This is a genomic window from Nocardia sp. NPDC005746 (assembly GCF_040630785.1).
Classification (GTDB): Bacteria; Actinomycetota; Actinomycetes; order Mycobacteriales; family Mycobacteriaceae; genus Nocardia.
Genome location: NZ_JBEXYE010000030.1, coordinates 1 through 15,550, shown reverse-complemented (window position 1 = coordinate 15,550; position 15,550 = coordinate 1). Strand labels below are relative to the sequence as shown.

The window sequence follows — 15,550 nt, the reverse complement described above, 5'->3', positions numbered from 1 at the left end:
GGGATCCGATTCGGATCCCGGCCCTTCGTCATATCCGGTCTCAGCCGGCGACACCCCAGTGCAGGACGCGCGAGGTGAACAGCACCAGCCCCAGCGACACCACCGCGACCGTCACCAGCCCGACCACCGCGACCACGAGCGGCCGCCAGCCGGTCCGGGCCAGCTCACGAATATTGGTGTTCAACCCGACGCCTGCGAAGGTCAGCAGGAACGCCCACCGGGACACATTGGCCAGGTTGGTCGTCTGCTGCTTGGACAGCCAGTGAAAGGTGGCCACCGCCGACACCGCCAAGAAGCCCAGCACGAACTTCGGGAACTTGGACCACACGAACGCCGCCTTGGCCCGCACACCCGGCGCGATCGCATCGGCCTCACCCCGCGCGGCCCAATACGCCGCGAACCCCAGCACGACGAACCCGATCAGCGCATTTCGCGTCGACTTCACCAGCACCGCGACCTTGCCCGCCTCATCGGAGAACAGATACCCGGTAGCCGTGGTCTCGGCCGTATTGTCCACCGCCAGACCGGCCCACAACCCGAACTCGTGATCGCTGAGCCCGATCGCGTGCCCGAGCGGCGGCAACGCGAACAGCGCCACCGCGCCGAGCGCCAGAATCGCCGCGATGGCATAACTGACCTCGGAGTTCCGCGCCCGAATCGCACCCTTCCCCGCGATGATCGCCGACACCCCGCAAATCGAGGTGCCGATGGCCAATAGCGACCCGAGCTTCCCGGACAGCCCCAGCCACCGCGCCACGGCGAGAATGATCGCCCCCGACACCGTCATATCGATCAGGATCTGCAGAAAACTGGTCCCACCCAGCTTCGCCACATCCCCGAGCACGAACCGCGACCCCAACGCCACGATCCCGATCTTGAGCCAGAACTCGTACGTCCCCACCCCGGGCCGGAAGATCGGATGCAGCCCAACGGTATTGGTGATGACCAGCCCGATCAGAATGGCCCACAGCACGTACTCGATATCGGGAACAGTCCAATGCTGATGCTTGGCGGCACTGTTCCACCAGATCTGCGCGTACTTCCCGAGCACGCCGACCGCGACGAGCAACAGCACGCCGGGAACGTAACCGAGCAGTCGTGCGAGGGTCACCGGCCCCGACGGCTGCTCGAATTCGGTTGCGGCGGCGTCGTTGTCAGCGTTCTTGCCGGCGTCGACGGTGGTGTCACTCATCCCGTCACCACGGAATCTTCGGCAGCACGCCGAGCACAGCGAGCGCGACCACCACGCCCGACACGATCACGGACCACCAGTCGGCCCCGAGCCGCCCGAGGGCATCGAGCCTCGACGACGGGGGAGTGGGACTGTTCACCAGGAACCTCCAGGTCATAACGCGGTACAGCGTCGTGAACTATGAGCCCACCGGAGGTTTTCGGACACCATTGCACTCGCCCTGATTTCAGCCCTTGTGGCCGAAAGTGTGGATTTTGTGGCCGCCGGTCTGTCATGTCGTCATAACCGCTGGTCGTAGCGTCGGGGTATGCGATTCGACTACGACGTCATCGTGATCGGCTCCGGATTCGGGGGCAGCGTGAGTGCGCTGCGGCTGACCGAGAAGGGCTACCGCGTCGGCGTGATGGAGGCCGGGCGGCGGTTCGCCGACGACGAGTTCGCGCGGACCTCGTGGCGGGTGCGGCGCTATCTGTGGGCTCCGGCTCTGGGCTGCTTCGGCATTCAACGCCTGACGCTGCTGAAGGACACCTTCATCATGGCGGGCGCGGGTGTCGGCGGCGGCTCGCTGGTCTACGCCAACACCCTCTACGAGCCGCCGGACAAGTTCTACGCCGACCGCCAGTGGGGCCACATCACCGATTGGAAGGCCGAACTGGCCCCGCACTACGACCAGGCCAAACGGATGCTGGGCGTCACCGAGAACCCCGCGACCACCCCGGCCGATCGCGTACTGCGAGACGTGGCCGAGGAGATGGGTATCGAGGACACCTATCAGCGGACACCGGTCGGCGTCTTCTTCGGTGGTCCGGGCCGGCGCCCCGGCGAGGATGTCCCCGACCCGTTCTTCGGCGGCGCCGGACCCGATCGCCGCACCTGCACCCATTGCGGCGAGTGCATGACCGGCTGCCGCCACAACGCCAAGAACACCCTGGTCAAGAACTACCTGTACCTGGCTGAAAAGGCCGGCGCCACGGTGCATCCGCTGACCACGGTCACCGACGTGCGGCCGCTGTCCGGCGGGGGCTACGCCGTGATGACCACCCGGACCGGCCGCTGGGTGCGCACGCGGCGGCACGAGTTCACCGCCGAGCAGGTCGTCTTCGCGGCCGCTTCGCTCGGCACCCAGAAGTTGCTGCATCGCTTGCGTGACCGCGGTTCGCTGCCGGGCATCTCGGACCGGCTGGGTGAGCTGTCGCGCACGAATTCCGAAGAGCTGCTGGCGGTTCGCAGTCGCGACCGCGCCAGTGACTTCACCAAGGGGGTGGCCATCACGTCATCCATCCACCCCGACCCCGACACCCACGTCGAGCCGGTCCGCTATGGCAAGGGCAGCAATGCCATGTCGCCGATGACCACCGCCATGGTCAGCGGCGACGGCCCCCGCTGGCGTGGCTGGCTGCGCGCCCTCGCCCGCAACCGGCGCGATCTGATCCGCATCCACAACCCCCGCCACTGGTCCGAACAGACCCTGGGCCTGCTGGTCATGCAGTCGGTGGACAACTCCATCACCACCTACACCAAGCGCGGCGTGTTCGGTCGCACCATGACCACCAGACAGGGTGCGGGCCAACCCAATCCGGACTGGATTCCCTCCGGCCACGAGGTGGCCCGCCGCATCGCGGACAAGATCGACGGCGTTCCCACGGCGGCCACCAGCAGCAGCATCTTCAATATCCCCATGACGGGCCACTTCATCGGCGGTTGCGTCATCGGTGACTCCCCGTCCACCGGCGTCGTGGACGCCTACCACCGCCTCTACGGCCACCCGGGCCTGCACGTCGTCGACGGCTCCACCATCTCGGCGAACCTCGGCGTCAACCCCTCGCTCACCATCACCGCCCAGGCCGAACGCGCGATCTCCTTGTGGCCCAACAAGGGTGAGCCCGATCCGCGCCCGGAGCCCGGTGCGGCCTATCGGCGGATCGCGCCGACCGCGCCCCGCGGTCCCGTGGTCCCGCCCACGGCCCCCGCCGCACTGCGCCTGCCGATCGTGGAGATCACGATTCCCCGGGTCGACGTGCCAGGGGTGTAGCTTCCGGGAAGCGAGAGTTCCGGAAACACGAAGGGCGGGCGCGAAACATGCGCCCGCCCTTCGTATTCGATCAGAGCGCCAGCAGGCGCGCCTTGGCCTCGTCGTACTCGCGGATCAACCGCTCGACCAGGTCGGCGGCCGGGAGGACCGCGTCGACCGCGCCGATGCCCTGGCCCGAGCCCCAGATGTCCTTCCACGGCTTGGCGCCCGGCGTGGTCGAATCCGATTCGCCGGTGCCGAAGTCCATGGCCGACGGGTCGGACTGGCCCAGGTCGTCGGGGTCCATGCCCGCGGCGGTGATGCTGCCGCGCAGGTAGTTGCCGTGGACGCCGGTGAACAGGTTGGAGTAGACGATGTCGCTCGCGGCGGAGTCGACGATCATCTGCTTGTAGCCGGGAACGGCATTGGCCTCGTCGGTGGCGATGAAGGCCGACCCGATGTAGGCCAGGTCCGCGCCCGCGGCCTGCGCGGCCAGGATGGACCGGCCGTGCGCGATGGAACCCGACAGCAGCAGCGGCCCGTCGAACCAGTCCCGGATCTCCTGGACCAGCGCGAACGGCGACTGCGGCCCGGCGTGCCCGCCCGCGCCCGCCGCCACCGCGATCAGGCCGTCCGCGCCGCGCTCGACAGCCTTGTGCGCGAACACATTGTTGATGATGTCGTGCAGCACGATGCCGCCGTAGGAGTGCACGGCCTCGTTCACGTCGGGCCGCGCGCCCAGCGAGGTGATGACGATCGGTACCTTGTGCTCGACCACCGTGGCCAGGTCCTCCTCCAGCCGGTCATTGCTCTTGTGCACGATCAGGTTCACCGCGTACGGCGCGGACGGCCGATCCGGATTGTCGGCGTCGTGCTTGGCGAGTTCCTCGTTGATCCGCACCAGCCACTCCTTGAAGAGCGACTGCGGACGCGCGTTCAGCGACGGGAACGAACCCACGATGCCGGCCTTGGACTGGGCGATCACCAGTTCGGGCCCGGACACGATGAACATGGGAGAGGCGACCGCGGGCAGGCGCAGGCGCTCGGACAGGATGGGCGGCAGGCTCATGAACGAAACAACTCTCGTAGCTCTCAGGGGCTTCGCCTGAAACCCCATGTCAACCCGGCGTATGTTACTAGGCGGTAAGAAAAGTCAAGCGGCGCGGGTTTCGGCCAGCCGGTCGTGGCGGGCGTAGCTGTGGTCGGGCCGGTTCGCACGCACGATCCGGGCATGCATGCGCTCGGTGATCCGGCGGCCCACGGTCTCGCTGAGCCGGGTCGCACCCGGAATGATCCGGCGCGGAACCTCCAGCGCCCCATTGAATCCCGCGGTGGCGAAGACGGCCGCCATGAAGAACCGGCTGCGCGGCATCTCCAGGAAGTCGGCATTGGTGCGGCCCACCATGATCCGGCCGTAGGACGCGGCGTAGAGGGTGTAGGCCCGGCTGAACAGCCGGGAGCGCAGGTCGTGGCCGTCGAACCCGTAGATGCTGCCGAGCGCCGAGATGAGCGCCTTGGACAGTGCGCGTGAGTCCTCGTCGGGCAGGAATTCGTAGTCGGCTTGCAGCCACAGCAGCCGCCAGGTGTCGGTTTCGTCGGCGGGCACGACCTCCGGTTCTAGTCCGATGAGATGTCCGACGTAGCGCCACAGGTGGTAGACGGCCGCTTTCTCCTTGCGGGAGAACGTGAGTCCGACGGTGTTGCAGCCGGCGATGGTGGCCAGCGAGAACAGCATGAGGGTGCCCGCGGTCAGCGACTGGTTCACCGGCTCGTCCCACTGGTCGTAGTCCCAGTCGGGCCGCTGCTTCATTCCGGCGCGGACCTGCGCGTGCATGATGCGCACCCGCACCGTGTTCTTGAACCCGGGCGCGAACCGCTCGAGCCCGCCGCGCGCGGTGGTGTCCATCCACCAGCCCACGGTCTCGGCCACCCGGCGCGGGGCCATGTTCCGCGCGGACAGGCCGCCGGTGCCGATCAACACCTTGCCGGCCCGCGAGGCCAGGTAGCCGCCATTGAGCGCGAACATGGACAGGGCCAGATTCGTCGCCCACGGCCCGACCCGGCCGCTGACCCGGGCGGCGAGATCCAGCTTGTCGCGGTCGAGCCAGAACGGCAGCGAATCGATTTGCGCGAAAAGGGCTTTCAGTTCGGCGGGCGCCTCGGGCACCTGGTCGATGCCGCGTTCCAGGGCCGTCTCGAACATGGCCCGGCCCTGCCCGGTGGGCAGTCGTTTGAACATGGCGACCACGTCGTCGGCCAATGGATCGCCCATGGCGGTGAATTTCCGGTACGCCGCCTGCTGTTCGGGGGTGGGCCGGATATCGCCGGGGCCGAGAACCTTGACCCCGAAGTTGAAGGGGAACTCCCGGAAGATCACCGGATCGGGCAACTCGGAACGCGTCATTGCGTGCCTCCTGGGTGCGCTCAGGTTCTGGTGAAGGATGTCACCAAACATTTGGTGATAGTCTTCACCAAACCTTGGGGCATGGCAAGAGACAGGGCGAAACCGTGGAAACACCTCGTGGGCGCTACGCCGGGCTCAGCGCGGACGAACGCCGGAACCAGCGCCGCGAACGCCTGCGCGAGGCCGCCCTCGAAGCCATCGCCGAGGAGGGCATCGCCGGTCTGAAGGTGCGCGCCCTGTGCGCCCGCGCCGGTCTCAACGACCGCTACTTCTACGAGACCTACAGCCACGTCGACCGGTTGCTGTACGAACTGGCCGACGAGCAACTGGCCGAGGTCGTCGGCGTGGTCATGACCGCCATCACCACCGCCCCCGCCGACACCCGCGTCCGCCTGCGCGCGGTCGTCGAGGCCGGGATCACCGCCATCGCCGACCATCCGGCTCGCCGGCGGCTCACCATCGACATGCAACTCACCGACGAATTGCGGCACCGCAGAACCGAACTCGTGGGCGTCGTCGCGAACGTCATGCTCGACCAGGGGCGGGAACTGCTCGGCGAGGAGGCCGTCACGGGCCTGCACGCCGAGCTCTCCGCCCGCACCGTCGCCCACGGCGGACTGGAGATCCTCACCGAATGGCTGCGCGGCGAACTGGATATCGACCGCGCCCAGCTCGTCGACTTCCTGGTGGCCATGATCCTGACCGCCGCCCAGATCACCACCACCGTGCAACGCGAAATGGCCGCCGGCTGACGGTGTTCGGAGCGATCAGTTCGCACTCGTCCGATCGTCGGGTGTCTGGACGAGCTTGTCGGACATGGCGCTGGCGATGAACTTGGGGATGGCGGGGGCGAAGATCTGCAGGTAGAAGTCCATCCAATCGTGGCGCGAGTTGAGGAACGGGAAATCGGTGGGCGCCATGTAGCGGATGGCGAGCATGGGCAGCGGCGCGTCGAGGGCGGGGAACGATGGATTGTGCAGCCCCGGAACGGTGCAGCCCGGATAGAACTGCCCGAGCATCAGACCCTGTTGCACGAATTTCGTCTTCTGGTCGTGCTGAACGGATTCGATGTCGGTGTACTCGGTGAGGTCGGGGAACACCGCGAGGACCGCCTTGAGTCGGGAATCGGGTTCCTTCAGGGGCGGCAGGGTGGGGAAGAGGTCGTACAGGTCGGCGATGATCTCGCTGATGCGCTCGCGTTCGATCTCGCGACCGGTGATGAACGCGGCCCACAGGGAATTGATCGTGATGGCGTGGCTGGTGTAGGGACAGACCGCGCCGGGACGGCCGAGGTCAGGGTGGGAGTGACACAGGTAGTCGACCATCCACCGGCGCAGTTCACCCGCACGCGGGTACACGCCGTTACCCGCCGCGATGTCAGGGTCGAACAGGTTGACTGGCTCGACGCCGGAACGTGTTCCGACGAATCGGTCGGTGTTCATGATCGGCTCGTCCTTGCTGGTGTTTGTGACTCTGTGGGGACAGTGCGGGTGGACCGGAAGTGCTCGGTGAGCACGGAACCGATGGCGCGCAGCGCGTCTCGATCGGTCATCCGTTCGTGCCGTCCGGGGATCCGGTGCTCGGTGATTCGCCCGGTGACATGGTTGTTCCAGGCGCGAGCGGGAGAAGCCCCGCCGACGGGGTCGTCGGCGGCGCTGAAGTAGAGCAGATCGCCGTCGAACGATCCCGGCCGATGCTCCCGGGTGAGGTCGATCAGCCGGGTGTAGTCGCGTTGCAGGCGCACCACATGTTCGGTGGTCACCGCGGTGAAGAGTCCGCCCTGCTGGTGCAGCAACTCGGTCGCGGCTTCGACGGTCAACTCGGTGGGGCTGTCCGGAACCTCGATACCGCCGAACTCGGTGAGCATCGTCGCCACCGACGGCGTCGGAGCCCGCACACTGTCGGCCGTGACGACCCGGGTGTCCATCATGGCCAGGGTCGCCACGGACTCGCCGTCGCGGCGGAGCTGGACGGCCATCGCGTGCGCGATGGTGCCGCCGAGCGAATAGCCGAGCAGATGATAGGGACCGTGCGGTTGGACGGCCCGGATCTCCCGCACATAGCGGGCCGCCAGCTCGTCGAGGCTGTCGAACCGCGCTGTGGGGTCGGACAATGCCGGGGATTGCAGCCCCTGGACGGGACGGTCGGGATCGAGGTGCTGCACCAATCCGCTGAAGCCCCACGCCAATCCGATCGCCGGGTGCACGCAGAACAGTGGCGGTTCGATGCCGTCCGCTCGCAGGGGCAGCAGGACCGCGAGTGCCTCGGCGAGATCCCCTTCGACGGACTCCGGCCCCTCGAGGCCGTCGCGACGGTTCTCGATGCGGCGGGCCAGCGCGTCCGGCGTCGGATCGGTGAACAGCCACTGGAGCGGCACGGTGACACCGGTGGACTCCGCGAGCAGCGCGGCCAATCGGGTCGCGGCCAGCGAGTTGCCGCCGAGCGCGAAGAAGCCGTCGTCGACTCCGACGCGTTCGATGTCGAGGGTTTCGGCGAAGGCCGCGCAGACGGCGACCTCGAGCGGGGTGGAGGGCGGCCGGAACCGGGACCGGCGCAGGTCGGGTACGGGCAGGGCGTTGTAGTCGAGTTTGCCTGTGGCCGTGAGCGGTAACCGGTCGAGCGTGATGATGGTGGTCGGGATCATGTGGGTCGGCAATCGGGTGGCGAGGTGCCTGGTCAGCACCGCGGCATCCGGCGTGGAGTGCGGGGTGGGCACCACATAGCCGATGAGAGCGTCGCCGCCGCCCGGCCGGGTGTGGACGGTGACCGCGGCACGGGAGACGTCGGGGTGACCGCGCAACACGGTTTCGATGTCACCCCGCTCGATGCGATGGCCGTTCAGCTTGATCTGGAGATCGCTGCGGCCCAGGTACCGAAGTCGCTGGTCGCCATTCCACGTGACCAGGTCGCCGGTCCGGTACATGCGCGTCCCCGGCGGCCCCCACGGGTCGGGGACGAATCGCGCCGCCGTGAGGCCGGGTTGCCTGTGGTAGCCGCGGGCGATGCCCGGTCCGGACACGTACAGTTCGCCCGCCACTCCGGGCGGAACCGGACGCAGGCCGCGGTCCAGGACCACGGCGGAGAATCCGCGGGCCGGGCCGCCGAGCAGCAGTGGACTGTCCGTCATCGTGGTCAGGGCAATGTCGCCGAAACTCACGACGGTGGTCTCGGTGGCCCCGTACGAGCTGATCAGAGTGCGGCCCGGCACCCATCGGTTCAGCAGGTCCGGTGGGCAGATCTCACCGCCGATGATCAGGGTGCACAGCGAGTCGAGTTCACCGGCGGGCAGGGATTCGAGCACCGTCGGCGTGAACGCCGCATGGGTGGCCTGTGCGGCGGTGATCCGCTCGGCCAGTTCGGCGCCCGCCACGACTCGTTCCGGAGCGATCACCAGGGTGGCGCCGGCGGCCAGGGCGCTGACCCATTCGAGGATCGACACGTCGAAGCTCGGCGAGGCCGCGGCCAGCATGCGAGATGAGGAGGTGAGGCCGTACCGCTCCCGCGCCTCGGCGGCCAGGTTCGCGAGCCCGGCATGGGTGACCACGACGCCCTTGGGGATTCCGGTGGAGCCCGAGGTGTAGATCAGATAGGCGGGATGGTCGGGCCGGAGCGTGGCCCTGCGCTCGTGATCATCGATCGCGGTGGCGCGAGCGAAAGCCGCCTTCGTGGCGAATCCGGGACTGTCGAGGCTGAGCCACAGGGTGGTGTCCGGCAGTCGGTCCCGATAGGACTCCGCGGTCAGCCCGACGATCGGGTCGGCGTCGGCGAGGATGTCGCCGATCCGGTCGAGGGGCTGGCCAGGGTCGATCTGGACGAACGCCGCGCCGGTCTTGGCGACCGCCCAGATGGCGATCATGGCATTGATGGAGCGTGGGAAGGCCACGGCCACAAGAGTTTCCGGTCCGGCTCCGGCATCGATCAGGATGCGCGCCCACCGGTTCGAGGTCTCGTCGAGTTCGCGGTAGGACAACACTTCGCCGTCGCAGACCACCGCGTCCGAGTGGGAGTCCGCCGCGGCCGCCAACAGCTGCGGGAGCGTCGAGGTCGGCGCGTTGGGCCGGCCGTGCACGGGGACCGAGGCGGCCAGCTCCTCCGGTGACAGCAGCTGGACGCGCAGCAGCGGGAGATCGATGTCGTCGGTGATGGCGTCGAGCACTCGCCGCACCCGGTCGGCGAGGGCGTCGATCTGCTGCCGGGTGAACGAATCGGGCAGGTATTCGAAGCTCAGCTGTAGCCGCGCGCCGAGATGGACGATCAGGCCGAGGGGGTAGTGCGCGGCGTCTCGTCCATGCACATCGAGGACGTGCATCCCAGCGATGTCGGTGTCCTCGGACAGGCCCGCGGTGTCGACCGGGTAGGACTCGAAGACGGTCACCGTGTCGAACATCGCGCCGGTCCCGGCCGCCCGCTGGATCCGGGCGAGGCCGAGGTGGTCGTGGTCGAGCAGCGCGGCCTGCTCGGTCTGGATGCGCCGGAGCAGCTGGGCGAGGGTTTCGCCGTAGTCGAGCCGGACCCGGACCGGCACGGTGTTGACGAACAGGCCGATCATCGATTCGATGCCGGGGAGCTGCGGGGGGCGTCCGGAGACGGTGGCGCCGAAGACGACGTCCTCGCGCGCGGTCGCGTTCGCGAGCACGATCGCCCAGGCCGCGCGAACGATGGTGTTGAGGGTGGTCTCCTGCCGGTGGGCCACCGCGACCAGGGCGGCGGTGCGGTCTTCGCTCAGCCGCACCCGGACTTCGCGGGCGGCGTCGGGGCCGCGGCCGCCGTCTCCGTGCGCCAGCAGCGTCGGCTCGGTGACGCCGACGAGCGCCTGGGTCCACGCCGCTTCCGCCGCTTCCTGATCCCGGGTTTCCAGCCAGGTCAGGTAGTCGCGGTAGGGACGGGCCGGTGGCAGCGCGGTGGGGTCGCTGTCGGCGGCGTAGAGGATCAGCAGCTCCCGGATCAGCAGTGGGGTGGACCAGCCGTCGATCAGGATGTGATGCAGGCTCAGCACCAGCGTGTACCGCTGCGGGGAGATGTCGACCAGGGTGATTCGCAACAGCGGCGCGGCGGCCGTGTCGAAGTGCCGGTCGGCTTCCATGAGCTGTTCGAGTTCGGCCGCGGCGTCGGCGTGTTGCGTGAGATCGATCCTGTTGAACGGCACATCGACTCGGCGGTGCACCAGCTGCACCGGTTCGCCCGCGCCGTCGCGCGCGAACGAGGCGCGCAGGTTCGGATGCCGTCCGATGAGGGTCTGCAGGGCGCGGTGCAGCCGGTCCGCGTCGACCTGCCCGCCGAGTTCCATCCGCAGCTGCACGATGTAGTCGTCGCGGCCGCCCTCGGCGAGCTGGGCGTGGAACAACAGCCCCGCCTGCAGTGGCGTGAGCGACCAAATGTCTTCCAGCTCAGGGTATTCGGTCTCGATCCGGTCGATCGCGGTCTGGTCGAGGTCGACGAGGTCGAGGTCGGAGGGCGTCAGCCCGCCCGCGCCGGGCCGGGACGCGTGAGTCGCGAGGGCTGTCACCGCGGCGCTCCACAGTTCCGCGAGGTCGGTGACGTCGCCGGCGGTGATGAGCCCCGCCGGGTAGTCCCACGCGGCGGTCAGGGCGGGTCCGTCCGGAGTGTCCATGGTGGCCGCGTTGATGCCCAGCACGGCCGCCGCGGACGCGTCGGGAGGTTGCGCGCCGCCCGCGGCATCGGCGCCGGCGGGCATCCACCCGAACTCGAGCGCCGCGTCGGGCATCGTGTCGAACCGGCCGAGATAGTTGAAGCTCACCTGTGGGTCGGGCAGCGTGCCCAGGACGCGGGCGGTCTCGGCGTTGAGGTAGCGCAGCAGCCCGTAGCCGGACCCGTCGCCGGGGACCCGCCGGAGTTGTTCCTTCACCGACTTCATGACTGCCCCCGCGGCGGCTCCCGAGTCGAACGCGTCGTCGATGTCGATGTCGGACAGGTCGATTCGCACCGGGTACGTGGTGGTGAACCATCCGACCGTGCGGGTGAGGTCGGCGCCGGGGAGGGCGGTGTCGTCGCGCCCGTGGTTCTCGAGGGTGAGCAGTGCCTCGGTGACGGTCTCGCCGCGGCGGTGCCGCCAGCGGGTCAGCGCCAGGGCGAGCGCGGCGATCAGGGCATCGTCCACCTTGCCGTTGAACGCGTGGGGCAGCGCGGTCAGCACGGCCCGGGTCACCGTGGTGGGCAGCATGACCCGGATGGTGGCCACGGTGGCCTGCTGGTCCACGGCCGGGTCGAGCGGGCGCGTCCCGATCGGCGGATCGGCCGCGGCGAGCGTGGAACGCCACCGGTCGAGTTCGTCGAGATTCGCGGCGGCGGTGTCGAGCGCGTGCGCCCAGCGGCGCATGGACGTGCCGACGGGCGTGAGCTGCGGCGGCTGCCCGGCGGTCACCTGGCCTGCGGCGACAGCGAAGTCGGGCACGAGGATCCGCCACGACACGCCATCCACCACCAGGTGGTGGGCGACGATCAGCAGCCGGCCGGGACCGCCGGCGCGTTCGAACCAGACCACCTGCAGCACCACGCCTTCGGCGGGGTCGAGACGCTCGGCGGCGGCCCGCGCCTCCACGTCGGCGATCGCGGCGAACGCGCCGCTGTCCGGCGCCGCCTCCACCGACACGTGCCGGATCAGTCCGGCGGCGGACACCCCGGTGGGCCGCGCCTCCACCGCCCAGCCGGACGGATGCGCGGGATCGGGCACCAGCCGGGCTCGCAACATGTCGTGATGGTCGAGCACGGCCTGCACGGTCGCCTCGATGACGGTCCGGTCGATGCCGGTCGGCAGCGTGAGCATCATCCACTGGCAGAAGCTGTCGAATCCGCCGCGCTCGAACATCCAGCACATGATGGGCGTCAACGGCATCGGCCCCACGCCACCGCCGGGCAGTTCCTCCGGAAGGGCGGCGCTGTCGCGGACGGCGATCCGGGCGAGTCCGGCAACAGTCTTGCGCTCGAACACCTCTCGTACGGAGAGCGCCAGACCCGCCGCCTTGGCCCGGGTGACCAATTGGATCGACATGATGCTGTCGCCGCCGAGCGCGAAGAACGAATCGTCGAGGCCGATGGTGTCGATCCCCAGGACTTCCGCGAACAGCCCCGCGAGCGTCGTCTCCGTCTCGGTGACCGGCGCCCGGAATTCGGCTCGGCCCGTGCTGAAGTCGGGTTCGGGCAGCGCGCGGCGGTCGATCTTGCCCGTCTCCGTCGTCGGCAGCGCGTCGAGCACCATCACGGTGGCGGGCACCAGGTGCGGGGCCAGGCGCTGCCCGACGACCGTGAGGATCGCGACGGGGTCCAGTTCGGCGCCGGGTTCGGGCACCACGTACCCGATCAACCGATCGCCGGCGGCGCCGTCGTGCACCGCCGCCACCGCGCGGGCCACTCCCGGGCAGGCCAGCAGACCCGATTCGACCTCGCCGAGTTCGATCCGGAAGCCGCGAATCTTGACCTGGAAGTCCGTCCGCCCGACATAGTCCAGCGTCAGACCTCCCTCCGGCAGCCGCAGCCACCGCACCAGGTCCCCGGTCCGGTACATGCGCTGCCCGCGGCCCGCGAACGGATCGGCGACGAACCGGGACGCGGTCAGACTCTTCCGGTTGCGGTATCCGCGCGCCAATCCCGGTCCGGTGAGGTACAACTCGCCGACGACTCCGACCGGCACCGGACGCAGCCACGCGTCGAGCACGACCTCGCCGACGCCGCGGATCGGCCCGCCGATCGTCGCGGTCTCACCCGGCACCATCGGCGCGCCCGCATCGGTCTGGATCGTGGCCTCCGCCGGACCGTAGGTGTTGAACAGCTTCCGGCCCGGAGCCCACCGGGACACCAGCCGGGGCGGCGGCGCTTCGCCGCCGATCACGACCGTCCCGAGGTGCCGCAGCCCGGCCGGGTCGACCGTGCCCAGGGCGGTGGGGGTCAGCGCGGCATGGGTGATCGCGTGCTGCGAGATGATCTGCGCCAGTTCGATTCCGCCGAGGACCGTCGGCGGCGCGATGACGAGGCGTCCGCCGGACGCGAAGGCCCACAGGAGTTCCAGGATCGCCGCGTCGAAAATGGGCGACGCCGCGTGCAGCACCCGCGCGCCCGGTCCGATGTCGAACCGCGAGCACTGCTCCGCCGCCAGGTTCGCCAACCCCCGGTGCGAGACCACCACGCCCTTGGGCACTCCCGTCGAGCCGGACGTGTAGATCACGTACATGGGATGGTCGAGTCGAATCGGCCGGATACGCTCGGCATCGGTCACCGGCGGCGCGGGCGACCGCGCCACCTCCGCCGCGATGTCCGGGTCGTCGAGGACCACCCACCGCACCGAACCCGGCAGCCGATCCTTCCACTCGGACAGCGTGATTCCGATCGCCACGCCCGAGTCGACGAGCATGTGCTCGACCCGTTCCCCTGGAGTGCGCGGATCCACCGGGACGAATGCCGCCCCCGACTTCGCTACCGCCCATACCGCGAGCACGGACTCGTAGCAGCGCGGCAGTCCGATCGCGACATTCGTCTCCGGTCCGGCACCGAGATCGATCAGCGTGCGCGCCAAACGATTCGACTCCGTGTCGAGCTCGTCATAGGTCCATTGCCGGTCCCCGCACACCACCGCCACCGCTCCCGGATCTCGGGCGTGCGTGGCCGCGAGCAGTTCCGGCAACACCCGCTCCGGTATCGCTGGATCACCCGAGACCGGCGCCAGCTCGCGGTATTCCTGCGGCGCGAGCAGATTCAGCCGGGCGAGCGGCGAATCCGGGTCGGCGGCCAGATCGCCCATCACGTCCAGGATCCGATGCAGTGTCGCCGCGATCGTGTCCCGGTCGAAGAACTCGGGCAGGTATTTGATCTCCAGGTGCAGTCGCTCGTCGACGCGCGCGACCACGCCCATCGGATAGTGGGCCGCGTCGGAGCCGGTCACGTCGACCAGCCGCATACCGGCGATGTCGGTGTCCGCGGTCAGCCCGTAGCGGTCCACCGGAAAGGACTCGAACACCGTCATCGTGTCGAAGACCGCCCCCGGCCCGGCCACTCGCTCGATCTCGGCCAGCCCGACGAACTGGTGATCGAGCAGCGCCGCCTGCTCGGCCTGGACGCGGTCGAGCAATTGCCCCACCGTCTCGGCGCCGTCGAGGCGAACGCGCACCGGCACCGTGTTGATCAGCAGTCCGATCATCGATTCGACGCCCGCGAGCTGCGGGGGCCGCCCGGAGACCACGGCGCCGAACGTCACGTCCTCCCGAGATGTCAACGTGCCCAGCACGATCGCCCACGCCACCTGGATCATGGTGTTGAGGGTGACGCCGCGGGACCGCGCGCGGCTGATCAGCGCCGCGGTCTGTTCCTCGCCGAGTTCGCCTGACAGCTCCCGTGATTCGGTGTAGCGGCGGCCGGGATCGGGTGCGGCCACCAGGGTCGGCTCGTCGGTGCCGTCGAAAGCTCGAGCCCAGGCGTCGAGCGCCGCGGCCGGGTCCTGCCGGGCGACCCAGGTCAGGAAGTCCCGGTAGGGGCGCACCGCCGGCAGCGCGGTGGTGTCGCAGTCGGCGGCGTAGAGGACCAGCAGCTCCTTCAGGAGCAGCGGCGTCGACCAGCCGTCGAGCAGCAGGTGATGGTTGGTCAGTACCAGCCGGTACCGCTCGGGCCCGACAGTGGCCAGCATCCAGCGGAGCAGCGGGGGACGGGCCGGGTCGAACCGGGTGGTGCGGTCCGCGGTCAGGAGCCGCGTCCACTCGCGATCGCGGGCGTCGTCGTCCAGCCCGGACAGGTCCGGTTCCGACCAGGGCGCCTCGGCGTCGTCGTCGACCACCTGCACCGGTTCCGGGTCGGTGACGAATGCGGCGCGCAGGTTCGCGTGCCGGTCGAGCAGCAGTCGCGCGTCGAGACCCTGGCGCGGCGTTCCAAGTCCCTTGTCGACCATCAGCTCTCGCTCATCGAGGCGATGGAGTACGACGAGAAGGACCCGCGCCTGCTC

The 15,550-nt window shown here is 69.2% G+C and carries 7 protein-coding genes and 1 pseudogene; 2 read left to right on the top strand and 6 right to left on the bottom strand.

Translation table 11 applies throughout. The features are described 5' to 3' along the window. Window positions 1-40 precede the first annotated feature (40 nt). Window positions 41-1,087 (bottom strand): annotated as a pseudogene (locus ABZ412_RS33630) (YeiH family protein); the annotation flags it as partial. A gap of 109 nt (window positions 1,088-1,196) precedes the next feature. Continuing rightward, window positions 1,197-1,349, bottom strand: a complete 153-nt coding sequence (locus tag ABZ412_RS33625) for a hypothetical protein (RefSeq protein WP_357288622.1) — start codon at window positions 1,347-1,349, stop codon at window positions 1,197-1,199. Window positions 1,350-1,499: 150 nt separating this feature from the next. On the opposite strand from ABZ412_RS33625, the gene ABZ412_RS33620 reads away from it, so the two are divergent. Further along, window positions 1,500-3,224 carry a GMC family oxidoreductase gene (locus ABZ412_RS33620; RefSeq protein ID WP_357288619.1) on the top strand — a complete coding sequence of 575 codons (1,725 nt, stop codon included), beginning with the start codon at window positions 1,500-1,502 and terminating at the stop codon, window positions 3,222-3,224. Window positions 3,225-3,294: 70 nt separating this feature from the next. Here the strand turns inward: ABZ412_RS33620 and ABZ412_RS33615 are convergent, their stop codons facing one another. Together ABZ412_RS33615 and ABZ412_RS33610 are read right to left on the bottom strand one after the other, a co-directional pair. Next, window positions 3,295-4,272, bottom strand: a complete 978-nt coding sequence (locus ABZ412_RS33615) for a nitronate monooxygenase family protein (RefSeq protein WP_357288616.1) — start codon at window positions 4,270-4,272, stop codon at window positions 3,295-3,297. A gap of 84 nt (window positions 4,273-4,356) precedes the next feature. After that, window positions 4,357-5,607: an oxygenase MpaB family protein gene (locus tag ABZ412_RS33610; RefSeq protein WP_357288613.1), complete on the bottom strand. Its 1,251-nt coding sequence runs from the start codon at window positions 5,605-5,607 to the stop codon at window positions 4,357-4,359. A gap of 104 nt (window positions 5,608-5,711) precedes the next feature. Here ABZ412_RS33610 and ABZ412_RS33605 point away from each other — a divergent pair, with 104 nt between their 5' ends. Further along, the gene (locus tag ABZ412_RS33605) at window positions 5,712-6,359 is read left to right on the top strand and encodes a TetR/AcrR family transcriptional regulator (RefSeq protein ID WP_357288610.1); all 648 of its coding nucleotides are present in this window, start codon (window positions 5,712-5,714) and stop codon (window positions 6,357-6,359) included. 15 nt (window positions 6,360-6,374) lie between these two features. Here ABZ412_RS33605 and ABZ412_RS33600 read toward each other — a convergent pair whose 3' ends face one another. Together ABZ412_RS33600 and ABZ412_RS33595 are read right to left on the bottom strand one after the other, a co-directional pair. After that, the gene (locus ABZ412_RS33600; protein WP_357288607.1) at window positions 6,375-7,049 is read right to left on the bottom strand and encodes a DUF6875 domain-containing protein; all 675 of its coding nucleotides are present in this window, start codon (window positions 7,047-7,049) and stop codon (window positions 6,375-6,377) included. Beyond that, a complete protein-coding gene (locus tag ABZ412_RS33595) occupies window positions 7,046-15,496 on the bottom strand; it encodes an amino acid adenylation domain-containing protein (RefSeq protein WP_357288605.1) in 8,451 nt (2,816 codons plus the stop codon). Before ABZ412_RS33595 ends, ABZ412_RS33600 begins: the two co-directional genes overlap by 4 nt. Window positions 15,497-15,550 lie beyond the last annotated feature (54 nt).